Origin of the sequence: Peribacillus loiseleuriae (assembly GCF_001183985.1) — a bacterium.
GTDB lineage: Bacteria > Bacillota > Bacilli > Bacillales > DSM-1321 > Peribacillus > Peribacillus loiseleuriae.
The window spans coordinates 3,477,011-3,500,787 of record NZ_LFZW01000001.1 but is presented as its reverse complement, the minus strand read 5'-3'; the positions used below and the strand labels follow the sequence as shown (position 1 = coordinate 3,500,787).

28 protein-coding genes are annotated in these 23,777 nt (G+C 39.8%); 21 read left to right on the top strand and 7 right to left on the bottom strand.

Annotation, left to right across the window (positions count from 1 at the left end; translation table 11 throughout):
- Positions 1-103 precede the first annotated feature (103 nt).
- On the top strand, positions 104-739 hold the full coding sequence (udk, locus tag AC625_RS16315) for a uridine kinase (RefSeq protein WP_049682242.1): 636 nt from the start codon (positions 104-106) through the stop codon (positions 737-739).
- 377 nt (positions 740-1,116) lie between these two features.
- Positions 1,117-1,593: a transcription elongation factor GreA gene (greA, locus tag AC625_RS16310; protein WP_049682241.1), complete on the top strand. Its 477-nt coding sequence runs from the start codon at positions 1,117-1,119 to the stop codon at positions 1,591-1,593.
- A 357-nt stretch (positions 1,594-1,950) separates the two neighbouring features.
- On the opposite strand, the gene AC625_RS16305 is transcribed toward greA, so the two are convergent.
- Positions 1,951-2,466 carry a hypothetical protein gene (locus AC625_RS16305; protein ID WP_049682240.1) on the bottom strand — a complete coding sequence of 172 codons (516 nt, stop codon included), beginning with the start codon at positions 2,464-2,466 and terminating at the stop codon, positions 1,951-1,953.
- 114 nt (positions 2,467-2,580) lie between these two features.
- Here AC625_RS16305 and AC625_RS16300 point away from each other — a divergent pair, with 114 nt between their 5' ends.
- Both AC625_RS16300 and AC625_RS16295 read left to right on the top strand, forming a co-directional pair.
- Entirely contained in the window at positions 2,581-4,344 is a 1,764-nt protein-coding gene (locus tag AC625_RS16300; RefSeq protein ID WP_049682239.1) for a peptidoglycan D,D-transpeptidase FtsI family protein, read from the top strand.
- Between the two features lie 82 nt (positions 4,345-4,426).
- Positions 4,427-5,089 carry a YrrS family protein gene (locus tag AC625_RS16295; protein WP_049682238.1) on the top strand — a complete coding sequence of 221 codons (663 nt, stop codon included), beginning with the start codon at positions 4,427-4,429 and terminating at the stop codon, positions 5,087-5,089.
- A 117-nt stretch (positions 5,090-5,206) separates the two neighbouring features.
- Here AC625_RS16295 and AC625_RS16290 read toward each other — a convergent pair whose 3' ends face one another.
- Positions 5,207-5,419, bottom strand: coding sequence for a DUF2536 family protein (locus AC625_RS16290; RefSeq protein ID WP_049682237.1), 213 nt, complete (start codon positions 5,417-5,419; stop codon positions 5,207-5,209).
- A 172-nt stretch (positions 5,420-5,591) separates the two neighbouring features.
- Between AC625_RS16290 and AC625_RS16285 the strand changes: the two genes are divergently transcribed.
- From AC625_RS16285 to AC625_RS16270, 4 genes are all read left to right on the top strand, one after another.
- Positions 5,592-6,230, top strand: coding sequence for a class I SAM-dependent DNA methyltransferase (locus AC625_RS16285; protein WP_049682236.1), 639 nt, complete (start codon positions 5,592-5,594; stop codon positions 6,228-6,230).
- 14 nt (positions 6,231-6,244) lie between these two features.
- A complete protein-coding gene (mtnN, locus tag AC625_RS16280; RefSeq protein ID WP_049682235.1) occupies positions 6,245-6,946 on the top strand; it encodes a 5'-methylthioadenosine/S-adenosylhomocysteine nucleosidase in 702 nt (233 codons plus the stop codon).
- Positions 6,947-7,067: 121 nt separating this feature from the next.
- On the top strand, positions 7,068-7,991 hold the full coding sequence (locus AC625_RS16275; RefSeq protein WP_049682234.1) for a PLP-dependent cysteine synthase family protein: 924 nt from the start codon (positions 7,068-7,070) through the stop codon (positions 7,989-7,991).
- Position 7,992: 1 nt separating this feature from the next.
- Entirely contained in the window at positions 7,993-9,129 is a 1,137-nt protein-coding gene (locus AC625_RS16270) for a bifunctional cystathionine gamma-lyase/homocysteine desulfhydrase (protein ID WP_049682233.1), read from the top strand.
- A gap of 421 nt (positions 9,130-9,550) precedes the next feature.
- Here AC625_RS16270 and AC625_RS27315 read toward each other — a convergent pair whose 3' ends face one another.
- Positions 9,551-9,724: a hypothetical protein gene (locus AC625_RS27315; protein ID WP_180320113.1), complete on the bottom strand. Its 174-nt coding sequence runs from the start codon at positions 9,722-9,724 to the stop codon at positions 9,551-9,553.
- Between the two features lie 211 nt (positions 9,725-9,935).
- On the opposite strand from AC625_RS27315, the gene sigK reads away from it, so the two are divergent.
- Positions 9,936-10,652 (top strand): RNA polymerase sporulation sigma factor SigK, encoded by a 717-nt coding sequence (gene sigK, locus AC625_RS16265; RefSeq protein WP_049682232.1) that lies wholly within the window; start codon positions 9,936-9,938, stop codon positions 10,650-10,652.
- A gap of 241 nt (positions 10,653-10,893) precedes the next feature.
- On the opposite strand, the gene AC625_RS16260 is transcribed toward sigK, so the two are convergent.
- Positions 10,894-11,241: a hypothetical protein gene (locus AC625_RS16260; RefSeq protein ID WP_049682231.1), complete on the bottom strand. Its 348-nt coding sequence runs from the start codon at positions 11,239-11,241 to the stop codon at positions 10,894-10,896.
- A gap of 219 nt (positions 11,242-11,460) precedes the next feature.
- On the opposite strand from AC625_RS16260, the gene AC625_RS16255 reads away from it, so the two are divergent.
- Positions 11,461-13,269 (top strand): M3 family oligoendopeptidase, encoded by a 1,809-nt coding sequence (locus AC625_RS16255; protein WP_049682230.1) that lies wholly within the window; start codon positions 11,461-11,463, stop codon positions 13,267-13,269.
- Between the two features lie 364 nt (positions 13,270-13,633).
- Here the strand turns inward: AC625_RS16255 and pssA are convergent, their stop codons facing one another.
- Positions 13,634-14,173 carry a CDP-diacylglycerol--serine O-phosphatidyltransferase gene (gene pssA / locus AC625_RS16250; RefSeq protein ID WP_049682229.1) on the bottom strand — a complete coding sequence of 180 codons (540 nt, stop codon included), beginning with the start codon at positions 14,171-14,173 and terminating at the stop codon, positions 13,634-13,636.
- 115 nt (positions 14,174-14,288) lie between these two features.
- Between pssA and AC625_RS16245 the strand changes: the two genes are divergently transcribed.
- Positions 14,289-15,071 carry a phosphatidylserine decarboxylase gene (locus tag AC625_RS16245; RefSeq protein ID WP_049682228.1) on the top strand — a complete coding sequence of 261 codons (783 nt, stop codon included), beginning with the start codon at positions 14,289-14,291 and terminating at the stop codon, positions 15,069-15,071.
- Between the two features lie 132 nt (positions 15,072-15,203).
- On the opposite strand, the gene AC625_RS16240 is transcribed toward AC625_RS16245, so the two are convergent.
- On the bottom strand, positions 15,204-15,347 hold the full coding sequence (locus tag AC625_RS16240) for a sporulation histidine kinase inhibitor Sda (RefSeq protein WP_049683782.1): 144 nt from the start codon (positions 15,345-15,347) through the stop codon (positions 15,204-15,206).
- Between the two features lie 481 nt (positions 15,348-15,828).
- Here AC625_RS16240 and AC625_RS16235 point away from each other — a divergent pair, with 481 nt between their 5' ends.
- The 8 genes from AC625_RS16235 to AC625_RS16200 all read left to right on the top strand — a co-directional run bounded on the left by AC625_RS16235 (position 15,829) and on the right by AC625_RS16200 (position 21,168).
- Complete coding sequence (locus AC625_RS16235) at positions 15,829-16,350, top strand: YqeG family HAD IIIA-type phosphatase (protein ID WP_049682227.1); 522 nt, start codon at positions 15,829-15,831, stop codon at positions 16,348-16,350.
- The gene (yqeH, locus tag AC625_RS16230) at positions 16,350-17,456 is read left to right on the top strand and encodes a ribosome biogenesis GTPase YqeH (RefSeq protein WP_049683781.1); all 1,107 of its coding nucleotides are present in this window, start codon (positions 16,350-16,352) and stop codon (positions 17,454-17,456) included. The genes AC625_RS16235 and yqeH overlap by 1 nt, the downstream gene beginning before the upstream one ends.
- Positions 17,457-17,704: 248 nt before the next feature.
- Positions 17,705-18,538 carry a shikimate dehydrogenase gene (aroE, locus tag AC625_RS16225; protein ID WP_049682226.1) on the top strand — a complete coding sequence of 278 codons (834 nt, stop codon included), beginning with the start codon at positions 17,705-17,707 and terminating at the stop codon, positions 18,536-18,538.
- Positions 18,539-18,829: a ribosome assembly RNA-binding protein YhbY gene (yhbY, locus tag AC625_RS16220; RefSeq protein ID WP_049682225.1), complete on the top strand. Its 291-nt coding sequence runs from the start codon at positions 18,539-18,541 to the stop codon at positions 18,827-18,829.
- A gap of 2 nt (positions 18,830-18,831) precedes the next feature.
- Complete coding sequence (locus AC625_RS16215; RefSeq protein ID WP_049682224.1) at positions 18,832-19,401, top strand: nicotinate-nucleotide adenylyltransferase; 570 nt, start codon at positions 18,832-18,834, stop codon at positions 19,399-19,401.
- Positions 19,391-19,945, top strand: a complete 555-nt coding sequence (yqeK, locus tag AC625_RS16210; RefSeq protein WP_049682223.1) for a bis(5'-nucleosyl)-tetraphosphatase (symmetrical) YqeK — start codon at positions 19,391-19,393, stop codon at positions 19,943-19,945. Before AC625_RS16215 ends, yqeK begins: the two co-directional genes overlap by 11 nt.
- Before the next feature lie 123 nt (positions 19,946-20,068).
- Entirely contained in the window at positions 20,069-20,425 is a 357-nt protein-coding gene (rsfS, locus tag AC625_RS16205) for a ribosome silencing factor (protein ID WP_049682222.1), read from the top strand.
- Positions 20,422-21,168 (top strand): class I SAM-dependent DNA methyltransferase, encoded by a 747-nt coding sequence (locus tag AC625_RS16200; RefSeq protein ID WP_049682221.1) that lies wholly within the window; start codon positions 20,422-20,424, stop codon positions 21,166-21,168. The genes rsfS and AC625_RS16200 overlap by 4 nt, the downstream gene beginning before the upstream one ends.
- 345 nt (positions 21,169-21,513) lie before the next feature.
- Here AC625_RS16200 and comER read toward each other — a convergent pair whose 3' ends face one another.
- Entirely contained in the window at positions 21,514-22,350 is an 837-nt protein-coding gene (gene comER, locus AC625_RS16195; RefSeq protein ID WP_342670997.1) for a late competence protein ComER, read from the bottom strand.
- A gap of 82 nt (positions 22,351-22,432) precedes the next feature.
- On the opposite strand from comER, the gene AC625_RS16190 reads away from it, so the two are divergent.
- Both AC625_RS16190 and AC625_RS16185 read left to right on the top strand, forming a co-directional pair.
- A complete protein-coding gene (locus AC625_RS16190) occupies positions 22,433-23,041 on the top strand; it encodes a helix-hairpin-helix domain-containing protein (protein WP_053178119.1) in 609 nt (202 codons plus the stop codon).
- Between the two features lie 75 nt (positions 23,042-23,116).
- Positions 23,117-23,692, top strand: a complete 576-nt coding sequence (locus tag AC625_RS16185; protein ID WP_049682219.1) for a ComE operon protein 2 — start codon at positions 23,117-23,119, stop codon at positions 23,690-23,692.
- Positions 23,693-23,777: the final 85 nt, after the last annotated feature.

The following is a 23,777-nucleotide window of genomic DNA, read 5'->3' as shown; positions in this document are numbered from 1 at the left end:
AAATGAACTTGGGTGCTAGCAATCATCATCTAAAAAATTATCCGAAGAAATAAGGATAAACCTGATTTGCCAACAACATGATGCGAGAGGGGAACTAACGGACATGGAAAAGAAACCAGTTGTAATCGGAGTAGCCGGCGGTTCAGGTTCAGGAAAAACGAGCGTAACACGCGCGATTTATGAAAGCTTCAAAGGACATTCCATCTTAATGCTAGAACAAGATTATTATTATAAGGATCAAACGAATCTCCCTTTTGAAGAACGGTTAAAAACGAATTATGATCATCCGTTTGCATTTGATAATGATTTGCTAATTGAGCATATACACAAGCTTTTGGATTATGAATCGATCGAGAAACCAGTGTATGATTACAGTATTCATACTCGCTCTGAAGAAATCATCCAGGTTGAGCCGAAAGATGTGATTATTTTGGAAGGCATTCTGATTCTTGAAGATGAGCGTTTACGAAATTTAATGGATATGAAGCTATTTGTGGATACAGATGCTGATTTACGAATTCTTCGTAGAATGTCCCGCGACATCGAAGAGCGAGGCCGTTCATTGAATTCAGTAATCGATCAATACATTAATGTGGTCCGTCCGATGCACAACCAATTCATTGAGCCAACGAAGCGATATGCGGATATTATCATTCCTGAAGGTGGCCATAATTATGTAGCAATCGATTTAATGGTAACAAAAATACAAACAATCCTTGAACAAAAGTCATTTTTGTAATAACATGGCATAGATAAAGATAAGAAGCAATTATTTCTTACATGGTTTAGACTTACGTTAAAAAGGGACTAAACAAAGTCTAAACTTTTATACAACTGGCGAAATTGGACGAAAAATAAAATACGTACAAAGCGGCTGTCCCATAAAAGGGTCAGACCCCACATCAATTATATATTGTTTAAGACGATAGCATATTAAACGATGTATAGAGTGTGAGGTCAGACCCTTTTGGGGCAGCCCCGCTTATATATTGTTGCTTGTTTTTATTTTATTTTCGCCAGATGAGCGTTACAGCTAGAAAAGTGTAGATCGCTAGATACTACATAAACGGTCACTATGCTTTTCGCATCGTGAAGAATTTTGAAGGAGTGAAGGTTTTGGCAGTTGAAAAAGTATTTCCCATGACAAAAGAAGGTAAAGAGAAATTAGAGCAAGAACTTGAATATTTGAAAGCGGTAAAGCGTAAAGAAGTGGTCGAAAGAATTAAAATCGCCCGTAGCTTCGGTGACCTTTCTGAGAACTCTGAGTACGATTCTGCGAAAGAAGAACAAGCATTTGTTGAAGGGAAAATTACCACGCTTGAAAATATGATTCGCAATGCGAAAATCATCGTTGAAGATAGTACAAATTCAGATACCGTTGGTTTAGGTAAAACAGTAACATTCGTTGAGCTTCCAGATGGTGATGAAGAAACGTATTCGATCGTAGGAAGTGCCGAAGCAGATCCGTTTGAAGGTAAAATCTCAAATGATTCGCCGATCGCCAAAAGCTTAATTGGTAAAAAATTTGGTGAAACCGTAACCGTTAACACACCAGGCGGCGACATATCTGTGAAAATCATTAGCGTTAAATAATTGCATAACCGCTTTAAAAAGGGTCAGGCCTCGTACACTATACAGTAGCGGGGTTTGACCCTTTTTGCTTGGAATTTGGGAATCGGATCCGTTAACTACGAGTGGATATATGCGTCACTCCCTGGATATATCCGCCAATTTAAAATCCCCCAGTCCAATATATGGCCTGGGGGAATACAGAAGGAGAAGGATATAAAACTAAGATTCTAAGATCCATTGCAATAGGTGGTGATTGGTTAAGGGTAAAGATGGAATGGGGAATAGGTCATTGGTTTAGCCATTTTCCACGTGACATATGCCACCACAAATTAAGAGTCTCCTTCTGCACCTTGAAGCGGAGTCTCACCACTTCAAGGCTTAAAAATATTTATCGCTATCAAAATCAAGTTCTATTTGATAGTTTTTCGCATTGATTAGATTCGAAAGTCGGTTTGCTTGTCTTTCTGTTTCAATACCCTTTATACGGTAAACTTCCGGATCAAATGTTGCAACCCTGACTAAAGTGATGGCTTCGCTATAGGAATGAATCATCTCTTCTTTAGCAGAGATGCCGTATTGTTTATATTTACGTGCACGTGCACGTAGCTGGGTGGCGAGCTCTATCGCTTCTACAATCGCTAAAGATTGCTCTTCAAAGGAAACTTCATTTTCATAGTTCGCTTTGTACATTAACTTATCAAGTAAGCGAAAATCACTGCGAACCTCTTCAAGCTCTTTTTCCACTGCAGCGAGATTACGTACCTGATTTGGTATCTCTGACCCTTTTTCGATTTCGACAAACGCAAGTAGGTCCATTTCTGCTTCTAATTCCTGAATGCGCTTTGATAGGACACTTTTCAGCTTAACCGCATCGGCCAATATCAATTTTCTCATCCATTTGCCCCCTGGGAAATTTTCTACTCCTACTGTATCATAAACACCAGAATTAAAGCATGTATAATTGTTTGAAAAATGGAGACCTCGTCCAAAATAGGGATGAGGTGTTAAATGATGAAAATACGACGAATAAAATGGCTAGGTGCGTTTATTATGGTGCTGTTAATCGTTTTGATAGGGAGATTAGTCGACATTCAGTTATGGAACACCGAGTCGTTTTCGAAACGTAATATAAACTTAATCGAAGCGAGTGTGAAGCAGAGATCACAAGTATTAACTGTTGACGATGGGCGCGGCAAGTTTTATGACCGGGATGGTGAGCCTTTAACCCATGAAGAGAAACAAGTGCTTGTCTTATTTCCATTTTTAAAAAAGATGGAGTGGCCTGCAGACCAAGTTGCATCAATTCTTGGGATTCGAGAAGATCAGTTACGAGCGGAAATTCTGAATGAAAAGAAACCATTTGCTTTTGGCGGTAATCAGCCGCTTGAATTAAGCGGGTATCAGTCGAAATCAATTAATAACTTAAAAATACCAGGTGTATTTGCTGTGAAGCAGAAATTCAATTCTGTAAGCATGCAAGCTAGCCAGTTGCTTGGTTTGACGGTGAAATACTCTTCATTACCGAAAGAAAGATACCCTGAGCTTGAGCTTGCGCCTGACACAAGAGTGGGGGATAAAGGGTTACAGCGTACTTTTGATGAGTTTCTCGTATCAAGTGGTGAGTCTAAACTTGTGTTTCATGTTGATGCGAATGGAGGGCCAATGTTTGGGGTTGATGTGAAATATGTGGAACCTGCCAATCCGCTTTACCCTGTAAAAGTTATTACAACACTAGATAAAGAAATTCAAGAAACCGCAGAAAAAATCGTAGATAAATTTCAAATTAAAAAGGGGGGACTTATTTTACTCGATATTGAGAAAAGTGAAATCTTAGCAAGCGTTTCTCGCCCTGTCTTAGATAAGCAACATCCGAATGGAGAAGGAGCAATCAACAATATGCTCACCCAACATGTGCCGGGTTCAGTTTTTAAGACGGTTGTAGCTGCAGCAGCGATTGATTATGAAACAGCGCCACCGACTCGAATGTTTGACTGTAATAAAACGATTGATGGTAAGGAAGAAAAACAAAGACCGCTCGGGATGTTAAACTTTCAAAGCAGCTTTGCGCAAAGCTGTAACCGGGCATTTGCAGAAGTGTCCCAGGAAATAGCTAAAAAAGATGCTAATTTCTTTGAAACTTATGCTGATAAACTCGCGATCACTAAGTATTCTGGTTGGCAAGGTGATTTATATCATTCAGCTTTTAAACAACTGTATGGCGAGCAAGCAGGAACCATCTGGAAGAATCAGAATGAATTGAAGAACGATCCGAAGATGGTCGCCAAAACAGCGATTGGTCAATTAAATGTTCAGGTGACTCCGCTTGCTGTCGCCAATATGATGGCGACGATTGCCCGTGGCGGCGAAAAACAAATGGTGAAGGCGGTACAAAAGGTCGAGTTTAGCAATGGGACATCTGCGATTGATTTTCCAAAAAAAGAAATGGATCAAAATAAAATCTCTCCATATACAGCAATGAAGCTTCAAGAATTATTAAGAGGTGTGGTGAATGAGCCAAAGGGTACCGGCGCTTTATTGAAGGAGTTGCCTTATACTGTGGCAGGAAAATCAGGGACAGCCCAGACTAAAATCCAGGAAGGAAAGCTGAACAAATGGTTCGCTGGCTACTTTCCCTATGAAAATCCGAAATATGCGTTAGTAGCTGTTAACTTAGATACAACGGAGAATACGAGTGGGATGGCAGCTGTTTTTGCAGAAATGGTCAAAGCGATTTATGCGGTTAATCATGAAAATAGTTTGAAAGAAGGATAAAAGTTTGGGATAGTATTCTCTTCAAACTGATACGTGAACGTGTTAAAATAGACCTTGTATTGAATAATGAGGGGGAAGTACATTGAAAAAAAATTCTGGACCTTTTCATACGGGTGCACGTTCATCAACCAAAGACAAACAGAGAAAAACAAATCGTATATATAATATTTCCATAACTGTTGTGATCGTGTTAATTCTGATTGTCGGCGGATCGATTTTATTTAGTAAAGACGAAACGAAACAAGCGTCAACGACTCCAGCAAAGGAAGCTTCTACTCAGCCAACGGATAAAGGAGATACAGGGACGAGCAAAGCTGAGGATAAAGATTCATCTTCGGCAAATGATGATTCTAATACCGAAGAAAATGGCGAAAAAAATGCTGATTCGGGAATTGAAGAGACTGGTCAAGATGATTCAACGGTCAATTTGGAATCTGAAGACGAAAATGACGTGAATACCAATACAAGTGACTCAGCAGATTCGGTGGGAACTACGCAATCTTCCAATGCCGAAGTAACAAATTTCGATAAAGGATCCAATAACTGGACAGAAATGGAAAATGCCGTTGCGCAAGGAGCTGGTATCTCTACAGATAATATGACAGTCTTGTGGCTGGGAAATGGCGGAGCGCCTGGTAAAGCTGTTGGAACCGTTTCGGCGAAGGATACAAAGCAAGTTTACAGCGTCAACATCGAGTGGGTGGAAGGCTCGGGCTGGAAACCAGTGAAAGTGGAAAAAAAGTGATTTAACAAAAAGCAAAGAGGATGCCTAAAAGTGGATCTGACCTCGTACACTACAGTAGTAATGTGTTATAAACACTTATTTTACTTGTAGTTGCGAGGGCAGACCTTTTTTTATAAATTAAAATTTATTATTTTTCATCTTAAAATGCACGACAGCACTGTAAAATCGATGTCCTTCTTCCACATGCATTTGGTGAGAAACGGACTGTACTTCAAGGAGAATGGCTTTGTTTATCTCGATTTGTGTTTGTATTTGCTTTTCGAGATTTCTAATGGTGTCTGCTTCAAAGAATTCCACTTTGTCTTGGATTAAATCTAGCTGAAAATTCATGGTCATGCCTCCATATACTTAGGTTATAGAGCTATTTTATCACGTTTAAAGCCTAATTCGCAGGGAAAACTAATAGTTGAAGGAAAGGAGAAGATATGGTAGATTAAGAACAGATTTAAAACAAAAACATACTATGCTCATAGGAATAATTAAATATAAAAAGGTGATAAAAATGGGAAGAGAATTTATCGAGCTTTTTGAAGAATGGTCGAAATCTTATGATGATACTGTAGATGGTCATAATTTAGAGTACCGTGAAGTGTTTCTGAACTATGAGCGGATTTTAGATAGTGTAGTAAGCAGAGTACATGGTCACGCGATTGAATTCGGAATCGGAACGGGTAATTTGACAGAAAAATTGTTGAATGCTGGTTTAACGGTAACAGCTGTGGAGCCTTCACCTGCAATGAGAGAGAAGGCATTTGAAAAATTACAACATCGAACCGACATTGTCGATGGTGATTTTTTTGAGTTTCCTAAGCTTGAGAATGTGGATTCAATTATTAGCACCTATGCGTTCCACCATTTAAATGATGTCGAGAAGACGAAAGCTATTGCAATCTATAGCCAATTATTAAAAACTGGTGGTAAAATAGTGTTTGCGGATACGATGTATCTTACAAAGGAACATCATAAACAGGCCATACTTGATGCAAAATCGTCTGGGTATCATAATTTAGCAAACGATCTATCCACTGAATACTATACAACAATCCCGTTTTTAGAAGATATATTAAAAGAAAATGGCTTTACTGTATCATTCGATAAGTGCAACTCGTTTGTCTGGATTATGGAGGCTGAAAAATTATAGAAAGAGGTACAGGAATGAAAGTAGCAATTATCGGAGCAATGGAAGAAGAAGTAGCGATTCTAAGAGATAAAATAGAGAACCTTGAACAAATGACGATTGCCGGTTGTGAATTTAATACGGGCACATTAAACGGCGTTGAGGTCATTTTACTGAAATCAGGAATCGGCAAAGTAAATGCAGCCATGTCTACTGCGATTCTATTAGAAAAATTCAAGCCGGATGCGGTTATTAATACAGGTTCTGCAGGTGGTTATGAGCCATCATTAAATGTCGGGGACGTTGTGATTTCTACTGAAGTACGCCATCATGACGTGGATGTAACGATTTTCGGCTATGAATATGGTCAGGTTCCACAGTTGCCAGCAGCGTTCATCCCGAATGAAAAATTGTTTGCCATTGCAGAAATGGCTGCGAAAGAAATTACCGATATCCAAGTTGGCAAAGGATTAATCGTAACGGGCGACTCGTTCATGAACGACCCTGTTCGGGTTGACTTTGTTCGCGGCAAGTTCACGAACCTATATGCAGTTGAAATGGAAGCAGCCGCGATCGCTCAGGTCGCTCATCAATTCGGCACACCATTTGTGATTATCCGTTCCCTTTCTGATATCGCCGGAAAAGAATCGAATCTTTCATTCGAACAATACCTAGAAACGGCAGCACTACATTCATCACAGCTGATTATCAAAATGATTGATCGCTTGAAAGAGAGTTAAGTAAAAAAGCCTAAGTTAGATACGTGGAGATTCGTTGGACGAAAGAATGGTTTCGTTCAACGCACTCTCACATTCTGAAATACTCCTAAAAACATGAGAAATAATAGGAGGGGGAGAAAAAATGGAAGTTTATCGTGGGATTCATGAATTGATCGGTCATACACCGATGTTGGAAATTACCCAATTTTCTTTACCAAAAGGTGTCCGAATTTTTGCAAAGCTTGAGTTTTTTAATCCAGGTGGAAGTGTAAAGGATCGTCTTGGTCGCGAATTACTTGATGCTGCCCTAAAGAGCGGCGAATTAGTTGCAGGTGGTACATTGATTGAACCAACGGCGGGAAACACGGGGATTGGACTGGCATTAGCCGCAATCAACAAAGGCGTTGACGTCATTTTTTGTGTGCCGGAAAAATTCAGTGCAGAGAAACAGGAATTGATGCGTGCCCTAGGCGCAAAGGTTGTGAATACGCCTACTGAAGAAGGGATGATAGGAGCAATCACTAAAGCCAAACAACTGCTAAAAGAGATTCCGAACTCCTATTGTCCACAGCAATTTGCCAATCTGTCCAATCCAGCTGCATATTATAAAACACTAGGCCCAGAAATATGGGGACAGCTTGATGGAAATGTGGACATCTTTGTTGCCGGCGCAGGAACAGGTGGAACATTCATGGGAACGGCCCGTTATTTAAAGGAACAAAATCCACAAGTTAAAACGGTGATTGTTGAACCGGAGGGCTCGATCTTGAATGGTGGTGAATCTGGTCCGCATAAAACAGAAGGAATTGGCATGGAGTTCTTGCCGATTTATATGGATGAAAGCTATTTTCATGAGATTTACACAGTACGTGATGAAGACGCTTTCAGGCTGGTGAAAGAACTAGCCCTTAAAGAAGGTCTGCTAGTCGGCAGTTCATCAGGCTCTGCCTTTTATGCGGCATTGCAGGAAGCGGAAAAAGCAGCTCCAGGAACGAATATTGTCGTTATTTTTCCAGATTCAAGTGAACGTTACTTAAGTAAACAGATTTACCAAGGGGGAGAGTAAGATGAAAAAAAAGACACAGTTAATTCACGGAGGCATTTTTGGAGATGAACAGACAGGAGCCGTTTCTGTTCCCATCTATCAAGTGAGCACATACAAACAAGATGGTCCGGGAAATCATCGTGGTTATGAATATTCACGTACAGGCAATCCGACGCGTCATGCCCTAGAAGAATTAATTAGTGACCTAGAGGAAGGAAAGCGCGGGTTTGCATTCGGTTCCGGGATGGCGGCAATGACTGCGGTTATGATGCTGTTCAATCAAGGGGACCACGTGCTACTCACGGATGATGTATATGGGGGAAGTTACCGTGTCATCACGAAAGTATTAAATCGTTTTGGCTTAGAAGCAACATTCATCAATACAAGTGATCTAGATTCCATTGAAGAAAATATCAAAGAAAATACAAAAGCTTTATTCTTAGAAACGCCAACAAATCCTACTTTGAAAATTACCGATATTGAAGGGGTAGCGAATATCGCGAAGAAACATGGCTTGCTTACGATTGTAGACAATACCTTTAGCACACCGTATTGGCAAAATCCGATTACACTTGGGGCGGATATCGTGCTTCATAGTGCGACCAAGTATATTGGCGGTCATAGTGACGTTGTAGCTGGTCTTGCCATTGTGAATGATGAAAAGCTTGGGGAGGAACTTCATTTTGTTCAAAACTCAACAGGAGGCGTTCTGGGGCCTCAGGATTCATGGTTATTAATTCGCGGCATCAAAACACTCGGGCTTCGTATGGAAGAAACGGAAAAGAATACGAAACAAATCGTTAACTTCCTGCTTGAACATGAAGCAGTATCGAAAGTCTATTACCCAGGTATTGAAAGCCATCCAAACCATGAAATTGCCAAGAAGCAAGCGCGCGGCTTTGGCGGTATGGTATCCTTTGATGTCGGCAGTGCAAAAAAAGCGGCAGATGTACTAAGTAAAGTGAAATATTTTACCCTTGCTGAAAGCCTTGGTGCTGTGGAAAGCTTGATTTCCATTCCAGCCCTTATGACACATGCCTCCATTCCGGCTGATCGGCGAGCTGAATTAAATATTACAGATGGACTTATTCGTATCTCGGTCGGTATTGAAGATGCTGAAGATTTAATTGATGACTTAAAACAGGCTCTGCAAAACTAAATGTATAATGAGGTGCTTAAAAAAACGAGGAGATTTACAATTGGGATTCATTTTTAGCAAACGAATAGTCAAATGAATGTAAAATCCATTCACAATTTTGCCATCGTTTAGATGAAATTTGTTCATAATTGTCACCGTTCTGCTAAAGGAAAACATGGTACTTTTAAATGAGGCAGGTAAAAGGAGTGTATGCCATGTTTTCGACAATAATGATACTAGTAGTCATAACTGTTATTGGGATTGTAATTGCAACAGAAGGAACAGTGGACTCTGATTAAAATTCTTGTAGGGTCTGATCTCACACTAATCCCCGTTTATTGTGTTATTTAGATGTCACACAAACGATAGATAGTAGATGGGAGGTCTGACCCTTACTTTAAAGAAAAGGAGCAAATGCATCGATGCATTTGCTCCTTTTTCATTAACAGACAAGAGGTCCACAACTAACAAACCACCAGAATCCAAAGATTAAGAGAAGAATCAAAAGAACGATAAATAGCGCATAGGCTGGACCTACACTTCCGCATCCAAACCCAGGTCCGTACGGAGGATACGGACCATAATTGTACGGGCCACTTGGAAATCCATACCCCATAAGATCACCTCCAATTAGGATAGAATTTTCCTTTATACTGTATGCTTCATGAAGCCAAGATGTATGGGGGGATGCCCATTATCGAAAACGATGGGACGTCTCATAGTATGGCTGTAACAGAAGTGAAATTAAAGTGTACAGACACAAAGACGTCCCTTCATGCATAATCATTAGATATAGGCGAATGACGAGAAACTCTGGAGGTGTGGAAATGCCGGATATCCTAACTGCATTAGGTTATATGGTTAAAGAGTTTTATTTGCTCGTATCATACGTAAAGAACAATGCTTTCCCTCAGCCGTTATCGGCGAGTGATGAACGCAAATACTTAAAGCTTATGGCCGAGGGAGACGCCCAGGCACGTAATATGTTGATTGAGCATAACTTAAGGCTCGTCGCCCATATTGTCAAAAAATTTGAAAATACGGGTGAAGATACGGAAGACCTTATTTCCATCGGCACGATTGGATTAATCAAAGCAATCGAAAGCTATTCAGATGGAAAAGGAACGAAGCTTGCGACTTATGCGGCACGTTGTATTGAGAATGAAATACTCATGCATTTACGAGCTACGAAGAAAACGAAAAAAGATGTATCGCTTCATGATCCAATTGGCCAGGATAAAGAAGGAAATGAAATTAGTTTAATTGATGTACTGAAGTCTGAGTCAGAAGATGTCATCGATACGATACAGTTGAATATGGAAATTGAAAAGGTGAAAAAATATATCGATATTTTAGATGAACGTGAAAAAGAAGTGATTGTCGGTCGGTTTGGGTTGGATTTAAAAAAGGAAAAGACACAGCGGGAAATTGCCAAAGAACTGAATATTTCAAGAAGCTATGTATCACGAATCGAAAAGCGGGCGTTGATGAAAATGTTTCATGAGTTTTACCGAGCAGAAAAAGAGAAACGACGCGGCGGATAAATGAAGATAAGCTGTTGGTGCTTGTTGGTATTTAGAACATTTGATGTATAACATAAAAAATAAACAGAGCGTGAAGCATTTACTTCACGCTCTGTAGCTCGTTTATTTGGTTTTAAACATTTCAACGATGGCATGGTAGATTTCAGTGCCTTGATAAAGGAATAATCTAGATGCGGTCAATGAAAATAGAGCTATCATAATGAAACGAAATACCATTTCGTCCACTCCCTCTTTTTTTATTTTATCTAATAAAAAATGAAGGAGTTAAAATGAGATAATTCGATCTGTAAAAGACGGGACCGTGTAGGATATGCCGTCGTACGAGCTTAATAAAGGATATGCTGTAGAGAAACATCGTCAGTATGAGTAGAACAACTGCAGCAAGATCTATTAAGCTGAAATCAGGTATAAACTGCATTGCTTCAATCTGAACTTCGGCAGCTACTGTGGTGTCTTCTTCAACCATTTTGAAATGCTTGTGTGTGAAAAGGCTGGGTGCTGTGAGTCCCCCATGGATTTTACTAGCTGCAGAATGTTGAATGCTTCCGAGTAAAATCAAGGCGAGTATGAGTACGGATAATCTTTTCACTGTAACCCACCCCCCTTTTCCTTTTGAATAATAACTATCATACCACGATTTTTCATGAATGCTAGAAAGAAAAATAGACAATTTCCATAAGAAGGTTTAAGTGAATATCGGCACTTTTCACTAAAATATGTCATGTAGTGGCAAAATTCCACCTTTAAGTTAGAATAATTCTGGAAAATTCTCTATAATGGAAGTATCAAAAAGAAGGAGGTTGGGTCTATGGCATATCCGTTAACTTGGGATATAGATGTGTTTTTTAAGGGTGGAAGCGCTTCACAGGAATTCGCCGCTTTTTTGGATCAATTACGAATAGATGTAGGCGAATTTGATACTTTAGTAAGTGGCTGGAAGGTGAAATCTGTAGAACAGGATCAGCATTTGCTTGAAAGTGCTATGGAATTATTTGAACAATCCGGTAAAAAAATGCGTCAAGCAGGAGCGTTTGTTAGCTGCCTAGAGGCGCAAGATGTTAAAGATAAGAAAGCGAATGAATTACGTGGTCAAATAACGAAGCAAAGTGCCATCTTCCAGAATGCATTAACGAAGTTCGATCAGAAACTTGTCGCTCTGGATGAGGAGTTTTTCCAAAACGTACTAAAAAAAGAACCGTTAAAAGAATTAAAATACATACTGAATGAACGTCGTGAGCGTGCGATGGAGAAGCTTTCGGTAGAAGAAGAATCATTAATTAATGCATTGGCAGTGGACGGATATCATGGCTGGAGCCAACTGTATGATACGATTGTCAGTACGATTCACATCCCATTTGAGGAAAATGGGAAAATGAAGCAATTATCTGTAGGGCAGGCAGCTAATAAATTTTCAGATCCTAATCAAGATGTACGCAAGCGCATTTTTGCTGCATGGGAACATGCTTGGGAAGAACATAGCGAGATATTGGCTAAAGCGTTAAACCATCTTGCTGGATTTCGCTTAAGTGTTTACGAAAAGCGAGGCTGGAAAGACGTACATAAAGAACCACTCGAAATAAATCGGATGTCAAAAGAAACATTGGATAGTATGTGGTCCGTGATAGCGGAACATAAAGAGCCGCTTGTCCGATTCCTGAAACGAAAAGCAGAACTGCTCGGTGTCGAAAAATTAAGCTGGTCTGACATGGATGCACCAATTACAACTTCTGCTGAAACGAGTGTCATGAGTTATCAGGAAGGTGCTGAATTTATTCTAAAGCATTTTGGGAAGTTTAGCAGTGAGTTAGAGGGCTTTACGAAAAAAGCGTTTGAAGAAGGATGGATCGAAGCGGAAGATCGTCCGAATAAACGCCCAGGTGGATTTTGCACGGGGTTTCCTGTATCTGGTCAATCCCGGATTTTCATGACGTATTCCGGAACGCCATCTAATATATCAACCTTAGCTCATGAATTGGGACATGCCTTCCATTCATATGCGCTAAAAGATACACATACATTAAACCGCGCGTATGCGATGAATGTTGCGGAAACGGCTTCTACATTTGCTGAAATGATTGTCGCGGATGCTTCCGTAAAAGAAGCAAAGTCTGAGGAGGAACGTATTTCTCTTTTGGAAGACAAAATTCAGCGTACTGTTGCTTTATTAATGAATATTCATGCGCGTTTTCTATTTGAGACACGTTTTTACGAGGAACGAAAACAAGGTATGGTAAGTAGTGCTAAACTGAATGATTTGATGATTGATGCCCAAAAAGAAGCGTATGGAGAGGCATTAAGTGAATATCACCCGACATTCTGGGCATCCAAGCTTCATTTCTATATTACGAGCGTTCCGTTTTATAATTTCCCTTACACATTCGGATATTTATTCTCGCTAGGCATTTATGCGAAAGCGCAAAAAGAAGGGAAAGGGTTTGAAGAGAAGTATATCGCCCTGCTAAAAGATACGGGTTCAATGCGGGTTGAAGAATTGGCAAGCAAACATTTAGGCGTAGACATAGCAAGGCGTGAATTCTGGAAAGATGCTGTTGGTACATGTTTGAAAGATATTGAGGAATTTTTTGAATTGACGGATCCGTTGGTGAAACAAGCATAACAAAGGTAACATAAGAAGGGGCTAACCTCGCATCCTATATACAGTTTAGAGCTATATCGCTAAATTTGAATTGTATATCGGAATTCGGGAGCAGGCCCTTTTGTTCTATGATTAAGAAAGGAAGATTAAGAAAGGAAGTACGTGTTCAAAAAGGAGGATAAAAAGAGCCGAGAAGTTCTGCGAGCGATCGTCTCAAACCTATCGTGTGTATGCAGTAACGTTTTTTACCGAACTTGCACGGGATGTACTGACTTTTGTGTTGCGCGTCATGACGTGCGCGATTTTAACAGAAGGTCATTCATGAGCGATGACACAATTCACAAGCTTTTTTACCGGACTTTTTGAACAACCTCTTAATATTGTTCTAGACTTTTTTAAGTTTAAATGGACTGATCATGAGTAAAGATAATATAATCATGAAGAATAAGAAAAATACGGGCGGGGCGTGCTGAACCACGAGGAAGCTTAATGTCAATAGGCACCCAGCTACCGTAATCGGCAATCCGGTAAAATAGCCATTGTTTTCACTAATATTAAAACGAGCTAGCCTAAAAGCTCCGCAACCAATATAAAAAACAGTGAAGAAACTGCCTGGTGCTCCAAATTCAAAAATGATTCCTTGATATAGAAGTAGGGCTGGAGCAACGCCAAATGAGATAATATCACACATAGAGTCGAGTTGTTTGCCTAACGCCGATTCAATATTAAATTTTCTTGCAATCATTCCATCGAAGCGGTCAGCGAAAGCGGCTAGAAAGATTAAAAGAAGACTAAGGTTCAACTGATTTGTTAAAAGAGCTATAATGGCAAATCCGCCAAGCGATAAATTTAGAAGGGTGATAATATTTGCCGTTTGTGCTTTCAATTTTTTTAACGTAAGATCCAAAGCATGCAGGAAAAACAATTCATTCACTCCCTTCCTGTATTTTTAATAAGTATTGATTATATAATCATATTATTTCTGGTACAATTTATGCAAGAGTAATTTCTATTATTTAACAAACGGTGGTGTGTTGTATTTGTATCAATCTTTATATCGTCTATTTATTGAGTTAACAAATGGAAGAATTACTTCAGGTGCTTTGCGGAAATTTAGTCAATCTACAAAGAGCCGTGCGGTTATTCCTTCTTATGTGAAAATCTTTCAAATTAATCAGCAGGAAAGTGAGCAGAATGTTACAACTTATCCCACTCTTCATGATTTATTTACGCGAAGGCTAAAAAAGGGAGTAAGAGTGATTGATACTGAACCCAATTCTGTCGTTAGTCCTGTGGATGGGGTTTTCAGTGAGTATGGTTTAATCACTGAGGATAAAGCGATTGTGGTCAAAGGAAAAACGTATTCAATCGAGGAAATGCTAGATGACGCAGCTGTTTTCGTGAAGTATGTTGGTGGAAGCTTTGCCGTCCTCTACTTAAGTCCGAGCCATTATCATCGTATTCATGCACCCATATCAGGAGATGTTACGAAACGGTGGATTAAAGGGGAGAAATCCTATCCAGTTAATCGGCTGGGCATGCAATATGGCCGTGCTCCTTTATCCAAGAATTATCGAAATATCACCGAGGTCCAGCATCATTCATCGCATGTAGCCGTTGTAAAGGTAGGTGCGATGTTTGTGAACTCCATCGTCATATCAGACGAAGCTAATCAATTAAAAAAAGGTCAGGAATTTGCTTATTTCAGCTTTGGTTCAACGGTTGTGCTGCTTTTTGAAAAAGGAAGTTTCGAATTACAAGAAGATTTGATTGTTCCAAAAGAAGTGAAGGTTGGAGAACGAATTGGGACGATAATGAGATGAGAAGAGGGCGTCCCGTAACGAAAGGGTCAGCCCCCAACTCTACTATACCTTGCTCATATGAAGTGTAAATGACACAAGAAACTGCGTATAGAGCGTGAGGTCAGACCTTCTTTGAAACATCCTTTGTATCTATTATGCTAACGAACCTCTAATTTTGTGGGTTAACGATCTTCGTTGGATTTCTGTTTCGATTAAAGTGATAAAGTCTGAACCTAACTTCAGTTTTATGGCTTTGAAATAAGCTTCGATTAATAAATCATCTGATAGTTTATTCATTGGCATGCCCTAAGGCAGGTCACCTCCAATTTTTTTCCTAGGAATAAAAATTATTTCACATGCATATAGTGGTAAGTGATCTATGGTATAGTCATACCTTACCAGAAAAGGAAATCGAGAACAATCGTTCTTGTTATCCACAATGGGCGTGGATAAGTTGTGGGTACTTTGTTTATAAATGATTGTTTGGTGTGCGGTTCTAAGGGGATAATGTGTATAACTTTATCCACAATGAAAATAAATGAAGAAATTGTCGAAATGTTTTTAGGAATATACGTAAAATATGAATAGGATGGACGGAAAGTAAATCGTCATGCAATAGAGAAATTCATTAGGTTTGCTGCTTTCCAGAGCTGCTTTTTTATATTATGATGGAACTTTACGGCAAGACTAAAGAAGAGAACGTGATTTCTTTGGAAATATGTAGTGATGGCAAGAAAAAAGTTGAACAGTAATTCAAGAGAGATGATTGAGGTGAATCATGCTTAAATTATTTTTACCAAATGAACATGTGAAAAGCATTTTTGAGATAAAGCCTGAAGACTTGAAGAAAAAAGGCATAAAGGGGATTGTTACAGATTTAGATAATACCCTTGTGGAATGGGACAGGCCTTCTGCCACGCCTAAATTAATTGAGTGGTTCGATTCCATGCGCGATCACGGGATTTTAGTCACCATTGTATCGAATAATAATGAAACGAGAGTGAAATCATTTTCTGATCCCCTTCAGATCCCGTTTATTTCTCTTGCACGTAAGCCGATGAGAAGATCTTTTCGCAGAGCGGTTGAGCAAATGGGAATTAAGCGAGAAGAGGCCGTAGTGATTGGCGATCAGTTGATGACGGATGTGCTGGGCGGAAACAGAGGCGGTTTTCATACGATTCTTGTCGTGCCGGTTGTACAGACAGATGGTTTCTGGACGAAATTTAACCGAAAAATTGAAAGACGGATTTTGGCATTTTTCAGAAGAAAAGGAATGATAGAATGGAACGATCAGAATTAATGCACGAGGAAGAACTAGCTTGTATCGGTTGTGGAGTGAAAGTGCAAATCGAAGACCCGCAAGCTTTGGGATATACGCCTAAGTCAGCTTTGGATAAAGAAATGATTATTTGCCAACGCTGTTTTAAATTGAAACATTATAATGAAGTTCAGGATGTTTCTCTGACAGATGATGATTTTTTAAAAATATTGAATCAAGTAGGTCAAACCGATTCATTAATCGTGAAAATCGTAGATATTTTTGATTTTAATGGCAGTTGGCTACCTGGGTTACATCGCTTTGTCGGGTCTAATGATGTCCTATTGATTGGCAATAAAGTAGACCTGTTACCGAAATCGGTAAAGCATAATCGATTGATTCACTGGATGAAGGAGTCTGCTAGGGAGCTTGGATTAAATCCAGTAGATGTGTTATTGGTAAGTGCTGAGAAAGGTAAGCAAATCCAAGAAGCAGCATCCGCGATCGAACAGTATCGGAATGGAAAAGATGTTTATGTTGTTGGTTGTACAAACGTTGGTAAATCAACATTCATCAATCGACTAATCAAACAAGTGAGCGGAGAGGAAGATGTGATTACAACATCTCACTTCCCTGGAACGACGCTTGATATTATTGAAATTCCGCTGGATGATGAAAAAGCATTGATAGATACACCAGGCATCATTAATCATCATCAAATGGCGCACTATGTCGATAAGCGTGATTTAAAATTCATTACACCGAAAAAAGAAATCAAACCGAAGATTTATCAGCTTAATGAAGAGCAAACATTATTCTTTGGCGGGTTAGCTCGATTGGATTATGTATCAGGTGGTCGCCGTTCTTTCACATGCTATTTGTCCAATGAGTTGAATATCCACCGCACAAAGCTTGAAAAAGCGGATGAATTATATAAAAATCATGCAGGCGAGCTTTTAACTCCTCCGCGCAGAGAAGGTATGGCTGATTTTCCTGAACTGGTCGCTCATGAATTTTCAATCAAAGATGGGAAAATGGACATTGTCTTCTCAGGACTGGGCTGGGTAACAGTTAATGAGCCAGGTGCAAGAGTTGTTGCTCATGTTCCAAAGGGTGTTAATGTAATTTTACGAAAATCATTAATTTAACAAAGGAATTGAAAGGATTTATTCCGTAAAAGTCTGATTGGTGAGATACACAGATGAAAGATTAAAGGATGCTGTGTATTTAGACTGTGATTCATTGAACTTAGTTCGTAGTTTCGCTTTATCTATGCTGCGCGAAGGGATTAGCGACACTAGAACGGGATAACCATCAGTGGGGATGAAGAAAACCCCACTGATTGAAGTTTCACTTTATTTTAGTTAGATAAACTAGAGAGAATGAGGGGAAAAGGATGAAGAAAATCTACGGAGTTATAGGGGACCCGATTGCGCATTCGATATCACCAGCGATTCAAAACGATGCTTTTGCTCATCAAGAACTAGATTGTATTTATCATCCATTCCATATAACGCCAGAAAACTTGAACGATGCGGTAAAAGGAATGAAAGCGATTGGTATTGCAGGCTTTAATATCACCATTCCACATAAAACGACCATTATTCCCTATCTTGACGAGGTAGATGAGCTTGCTGCTACAATTGGTGCAGTCAACACCGTTTCTTATCAAGATGGCAAGTATATAGGGTATAATACAGATGCAATGGGTTTTTATAAGGCGTTATCTGATCAAATCTCAAATCTAACAGAAAAGAAAATCTTAGTAATTGGAGCTGGTGGCGCAGCACGTGCCATCTACTTTACGCTGCTTTCGCACGGTACGGTCTCCGTTGATATAACGAATCGGACTTTAGAAAAGGCGGAAGCGCTAATAGCGGATTGTCCATTTGAGAAACAATCAGCTGCTCTAACGCTCGTACAGGCAGAAGAGAAGCTAGCAGAATATGATGTGATTATTCAAACGACCTCTGCTGGAATGAGTCCCCATCAGGATGCAATGCCATTTAGCATTCGAAATTTATCAGAGGGTTCGTTTGTGAGTGATATTATATATAACCCACTGGAAACAAAGCTGTTAAAAGAAGCAAAGCAAAAAGGTGCTGACGTTCAAAACGGATTGGACATGTTGGTCTATCAGGCTGCTTTAGCTTTTCAAATCTGGACAGGGATTACTCCGGATACAACAAGAATGAAAAACATCATGCGAACGACATTAGGAGGAAAATAAATGCTTACAGGTAAACAAAAACGATTTTTACGTGCAAAGGCACATCATCTTAATCCGATTTTTCAAGTTGGGAAAGGTGGCGTCAATGCCAATCTGATTAAACAGATTGGTGAAGCATTAGAAGTTCGGGAATTAATCAAAGTGAGTGTTCTGCAAAACTGTGATGAAGACCGAGATGATGTTGGTGTTGCTCTATCAAAGGGAGCGCGTGCAGAGCTTGTACAAATCATTGGAAATACGATTGTGTTGTACAAAGAATCTAGAGAAAATAAACAAATCAAGCTGCCTTGAGTATGAAAAAGGTCGGAATCCTTGGCGGTACATTTAACCCGCCACATATTGCCCACCTGATTATTGCGAACGAGGTGCTAGATGCATTAAAACTGGATGAAATCAGATTTATGCCCAATTACACACCGCCGCATAAAATAAAAACAGACGATGTTCCGGATGATGATCGTGTTGCAATGCTTAAGCTTGCGATTGACTCTCACCCGTCATTTTTACTAGAAACGATCGAGTTAGAACGAAAAGGTACGTCTTATACGTTTGATACGATACAAGTCCTCTTAGATCGTGAGCCGAATACAGAATTTTACTTTATCATTGGTGCAGATATGATTGAATATTTACCAAACTGGCATCGAATTGATGAGCTGGTTGAGCTTGTTACCTTTGTTGGCGTCAAGCGGCCAGGGTATGAGGTTTCTACACATTATCCTGTTGAGATAGTAGATATTCCTGAGATGCTTATTTCATCCTCTTTAATCAGGGAACGGGTCAAGCAAAGGAAAACCATTCGTTATTTAGTTCCTGATCAAGTGTGGGAATATATGGAAGGGAATGGGTCGTATGAAACGTGAGGAAGCACTGGAAATCGTAAAGAAACAGCTGACAGAACGAAGATACGTGCATACAGTCGGTGTTATGGAAACGGCGATTGAACTTGCTAGACAGTACGGAGCAGATGTGACAAAAGCTGAACTCGCTGCAATATTTCATGATTATGCGAAATTCCGCCCAATAGAAGAAATGAGGGACATCGTAATCTCTGAGAACATGCCTTCTGAGTTACTTGAATACAGCGATGAGCTGCTTCATGCTCCAGTTGGTGCCTACCTTGTGAAAAAAGAAGTGGGCATCACCGACCCGGAGGTGTTAGCTGCTATTTCTTATCACACTTCAGGTAGGGTGAATATGACGCTACTTGACAAGATTGTCTATTTAGCGGATTATATTGAACCGGGGCGTTCTTTTCCTGGTGTGGAAGAAGTCCGGCAGTTGGCGAAAGAAAGTTTGGATTCGGCGTTACTACAATCCGTATCTAATACTCTTACATTTTTGATAAAAAATAATCAAGCGGTGTATCCGGATACGTTTCATTTTTATAATGATTTAATTTTATAACATAAGTGAGTGTTCAAAAGGAAGCTAAAAAGAGCCGAGAACTTGTGAGGTTAGAGCTTTGATGCAATTCATAAGCTTTTTACTGGCCTTTTTGAACGACCACTATAAGAGGGAGAAGATTTGATGACTGAAAGAGAACTATTAATAACAGCGGCAACGGCTGCTGATGATAAACGCGCAGAGGACATTCTTGCATTAAATATGAAAGGAATCTCTCTGATTGCCGATTATTTTCTAATTTGCCATGGTAATTCTGATAAGCAAGTCCAAGCGATTGCTCGTGAAATGAAAGAAAAGGCTGAAGAAAATGGGATACAAGTAAAGCGTATGGAAGGCTTTGACGAAGCAAAATGGATCCTTGTTGACCTAGGAGATGTAATTGCTCACGTATTCCATCGTGATGAAAGAGGGTACTACAATCTTGAACGTCTATGGGGAGATGCTCCAATCGAGAACTTGCAAAGCGAATTAAGCCAATGAGTTATGAACGCTTCGCCTATGTGTATGATGAACTGATGAAGGATGCTCCTTATGAGAAATGGCTTGAGCTCTTACTAGCAAAAATGACCCAGTACGGCGCGAGTGGCAAAAACGTACTCGATCTTGCATGTGGTACAGGAGAATTTACAGTAGAACTGGCAAAGCTAGGCTTTCATGTTGCAGGAGTGGACTTATCAGAGGAAATGCTTGCGATTGCCAATGAGAAAGCAGCATTACTAGGACGTTCCATTCCGTTTTATCAGCAAAATATGGCTCAGCTTGAGGGGCTTGGCGTTTATGATTGTGTAACCCTTTTTTGTGATTCTTTAAATTATCTTCGTGAGGAAGCAGATGTACAGAAAACATTTGACTCTGTTCATGCTCATCTGAAACAGGATGGCTTGTTTTTATTTGATATCCATTCCACCTATAAAATGGAGCATGTTTTTCAAAACCAAACCTTTGCGATAAGCGATGAAGAGGTTTCGTATATTTGGGAATGTTATGCAGGGGAAGAACCGTATAGCGTCGAACATGATCTAAGCTTCTTTGTCCGAGATCCTGAAAATGGTCTGTATGATCGCTTTGATGAATATCATTATCAACGCACATATCCAGTTTCTTTCTATCAAGAAAAGCTTGCGGAATGCGGTTTTGAAGTACTTGAGCTGTTATCAGACTTAGAGAATGAACCGATTCACGATCAAACCGAGCGGATTCTTTTTGTAGCTAAGAAGAAATAAATGATGAAAAGGGGTCTGACCTCACACTCTATCCACCGTTTAGTGTGTCGTGTACACGTCATATAAACGATTTTAGTAGATGTGGGGTCTGACCCTTTTTTTGTATGAAGGACATGGGGACGGAGCTTCGTGACTTTTTAATATAGTCAATATACTTTGCAGGTATATCTTCTTAATTAAGAAAGTATTTCAAAATCGGGCTCCGCACCGCCACCATTGTGATTAGGCGAGTATAGCGTGCTTAATGATAGATCCTTCATGATAAATGGTGGCGTTTTAACGCCATATTTGTTTTGTAAAAAAATTTAAAAATAAGAAAAGGATTTCTGCATTCTATTGCGAATATTAATAAGGAGTCCTAAATTGTTTTTCCACTTCTTCGATGTCTTCTGTGAACTTCTCGTTTGTTGCTTTGAAAAGCTGCTCGAACATCTCCCCTGTTTCTGCTTCAAGTATTTTTATTCCTTCACCAGTAATTCCACCTTTTACACATACTTTATCTTGTAACGTTGGTAAAGTGTAGATGCCTTTCCTAAGAAGGTCCCCTAAGCCGATTAACATGTTTTCTGTTAAAACACTTGCCGTTTTTTCGTCTATTTTTGTTGTTTGAACAGCCCCGTCGATAAATTTTCTTGCTAAATACGTGAAAAATGCCGGCCCGCAGCTGACAATGTCAGATGCAGCCCGTGTTATTTCATTTTCAATAATCACTGCTTCTGACATGCTATTTGCTAATGCGGTAATGGTTTCTTTCCAAACGCTTTGACATTGGCTTCCGAAGCTGAGTAATGATACACCAGAAAGAGCACGATTTGTAATACTTGGGATGAAGCGGGCGCAAGAACAATCCAATTGAGATTCGAGCTGATCGACTGAGATTGGACTTGTAATCGAGATCACACACTTGTCTTCGTTTATATAAGGCTTGATGGTTTGAAGTACCCGCAAAACCTCCAAAGGCTTTACACAGACAAAGATTGCATCAGCATTTCTTGCTACATCAGCCGCGGTATTCACCACGGTTACGCCTTTATAATGATACTGGATAGCGAGTGCTTTTGTTAGCGTGCGGTTCGTGATGATGAGATCTACTTCTGTGATTGCTTTTGCTTCCAGCCATGATTCAAGTAAAACAGTCCCCATATTTCCCGTTCCGATTACACCGATTTTCAAATGAGCCACCTCCTACTAAACGGAACTTCTCCTAAACTCTATGATACCAATTGCTTGGTTATGACGAAAATTAATATGAAGGGTGATTTCAATGGACTTTCAAGGAAAAAAGAAAATAATTATGGGAATAGCAACAGGAATTACTTTACTACTCGGTTTTGCTTATTATCAAACTTCAAAGCCGGAACCTAAGGCAACGGCAGATATTTTTTCTGATGGGGGCGGTGTATTTGATGAGCCGTTAGAGCCGAAGAATGAGATAGAAAGGGAGGAGATCATTAAAGTAGATGTAAAAGGAGCGGTTAACCGTCCGGGCGTCTATATCGCCGCTGCAGGAGATCGAGTGATTGATCTTATTGCAGATGCTGGTGACTTTACAAAAGAAGCGGATAAAGATCAAGTGAACTTAGCACAAGTTGTAGAAGATCAAATGGTCATTCTTGTGCCAAGAATTGGTGATGAAAGTGGGTTAGCGCCAGTGACATCTTCAGGTGGTTCGTCCGACGGAAAAATCAATCTGAATACGGCTACACAAGCGGAGTTGGAAACATTAACGGGTATTGGCCCATCAAAGGCGCTCAGTATCATCGACTATCGCGAAAAAACCGGAAAGTTTCAGAGTGTGGAAGATTTGAAAAAGATATCAGGAATCGGTGACAAGACGTTTGAAAAATTAAAGGATTCAATAAAGGTAAAATAATCAGCTATTCAAATTGGGGAAGAGAAGGTAAAATGTAGACAATGTCGGAATTTAAGTGAAAAAGGGGAATGTATTTTGAATCGAATAAGTTGGAATCAATATTTTATGGCTCAAAGTCAGTTACTAGCATTAAGAAGCACGTGCACGCGATTAGCCGTTGGTGCAACGATTGTTCGTGATAAACGAATCATTGCTGGTGGATATAATGGTTCAATTGCAGGGGGGACGCACTGCATCGATGATGGCTGCTATGTGATTGATAATCATTGTGTCAGGACGATTCATGCGGAGATGAATGCAGTGTTACAATGTGCCAAGTTCGGTGTACCGACTGAAGGCGCTGAAATATATGTCACACACTTTCCTTGCTTGCAATGCTGCAAATCATTAATACAAGCGGGAATCAAAGCGGTTTATTATGCGGAAAACTATAAAAATCATCCTTACGCTATTGAACTTTTCGACCAGGCTGGTGTTAAAGTAGAACAGGTTTTAACAGAGGAAATGATGGACCTAAAAGGTCAGGAAAAACAAAAGCTTGTTTCTGATTTATTAACCGCACTTTCAGAAGCTGGCAGTTCGATTGACCAGGTGAATGAACTTCAGAAACGGGCAGAACGACTATTTTTATTAAAAACAGATGGAGATTGACTAAAAACATTAAAGGGGCAGACCTCACATCTAATCTAAAGGATATGGGTCATTTTGTGTGAAGCAGCCCCCTTTTTAGTCTTCT

Bases quoted from the DNA above. Each gene is read 5' to 3' on its own strand.
- udk (WP_049682242.1), top strand. From the start codon at position 104: ATGGAAAAGAAACCAGTTGTAATCGGAGTAGCCGGCGGTTCAGGTTCA.
- AC625_RS16305 (WP_049682240.1), bottom strand. From the start codon at position 2,466: ATGAGAAAATTGATATTGGCCGATGCGGTTAAGCTGAAAAGTGTCCTA.
- AC625_RS16300 (WP_049682239.1), top strand. From the start codon at position 2,581: ATGATGAAAATACGACGAATAAAATGGCTAGGTGCGTTTATTATGGTG.
- AC625_RS16290 (WP_049682237.1), bottom strand. From the start codon at position 5,419: ATGAATTTTCAGCTAGATTTAATCCAAGACAAAGTGGAATTCTTTGAA.
- AC625_RS16285 (WP_049682236.1), top strand. From the start codon at position 5,592: ATGGGAAGAGAATTTATCGAGCTTTTTGAAGAATGGTCGAAATCTTAT.
- mtnN (WP_049682235.1), top strand. From the start codon at position 6,245: ATGAAAGTAGCAATTATCGGAGCAATGGAAGAAGAAGTAGCGATTCTA.
- AC625_RS16275 (WP_049682234.1), top strand. From the start codon at position 7,068: ATGGAAGTTTATCGTGGGATTCATGAATTGATCGGTCATACACCGATG.
- AC625_RS16270 (WP_049682233.1), top strand. From the start codon at position 7,993: ATGAAAAAAAAGACACAGTTAATTCACGGAGGCATTTTTGGAGATGAA.
- AC625_RS27315 (WP_180320113.1), bottom strand. From the start codon at position 9,724: ATGGGGTATGGATTTCCAAGTGGCCCGTACAATTATGGTCCGTATCCT.
- sigK (WP_049682232.1), top strand. From the start codon at position 9,936: ATGCCGGATATCCTAACTGCATTAGGTTATATGGTTAAAGAGTTTTAT.
- AC625_RS16255 (WP_049682230.1), top strand. From the start codon at position 11,461: ATGGCATATCCGTTAACTTGGGATATAGATGTGTTTTTTAAGGGTGGA.
- AC625_RS16240 (WP_049683782.1), bottom strand. From the start codon at position 15,347: ATGAATAAACTATCAGATGATTTATTAATCGAAGCTTATTTCAAAGCC.
- AC625_RS16235 (WP_049682227.1), top strand. From the start codon at position 15,829: ATGCTTAAATTATTTTTACCAAATGAACATGTGAAAAGCATTTTTGAG.
- yqeH (WP_049683781.1), top strand. From the start codon at position 16,350: ATGCACGAGGAAGAACTAGCTTGTATCGGTTGTGGAGTGAAAGTGCAA.
- aroE (WP_049682226.1), top strand. From the start codon at position 17,705: ATGAAGAAAATCTACGGAGTTATAGGGGACCCGATTGCGCATTCGATA.
- yhbY (WP_049682225.1), top strand. From the start codon at position 18,539: ATGCTTACAGGTAAACAAAAACGATTTTTACGTGCAAAGGCACATCAT.
- AC625_RS16215 (WP_049682224.1), top strand. From the start codon at position 18,832: ATGAAAAAGGTCGGAATCCTTGGCGGTACATTTAACCCGCCACATATT.
- yqeK (WP_049682223.1), top strand. From the start codon at position 19,391: ATGAAACGTGAGGAAGCACTGGAAATCGTAAAGAAACAGCTGACAGAA.
- rsfS (WP_049682222.1), top strand. From the start codon at position 20,069: ATGACTGAAAGAGAACTATTAATAACAGCGGCAACGGCTGCTGATGAT.
- AC625_RS16200 (WP_049682221.1), top strand. From the start codon at position 20,422: ATGAGTTATGAACGCTTCGCCTATGTGTATGATGAACTGATGAAGGAT.
- AC625_RS16190 (WP_053178119.1), top strand. From the start codon at position 22,433: ATGGACTTTCAAGGAAAAAAGAAAATAATTATGGGAATAGCAACAGGA.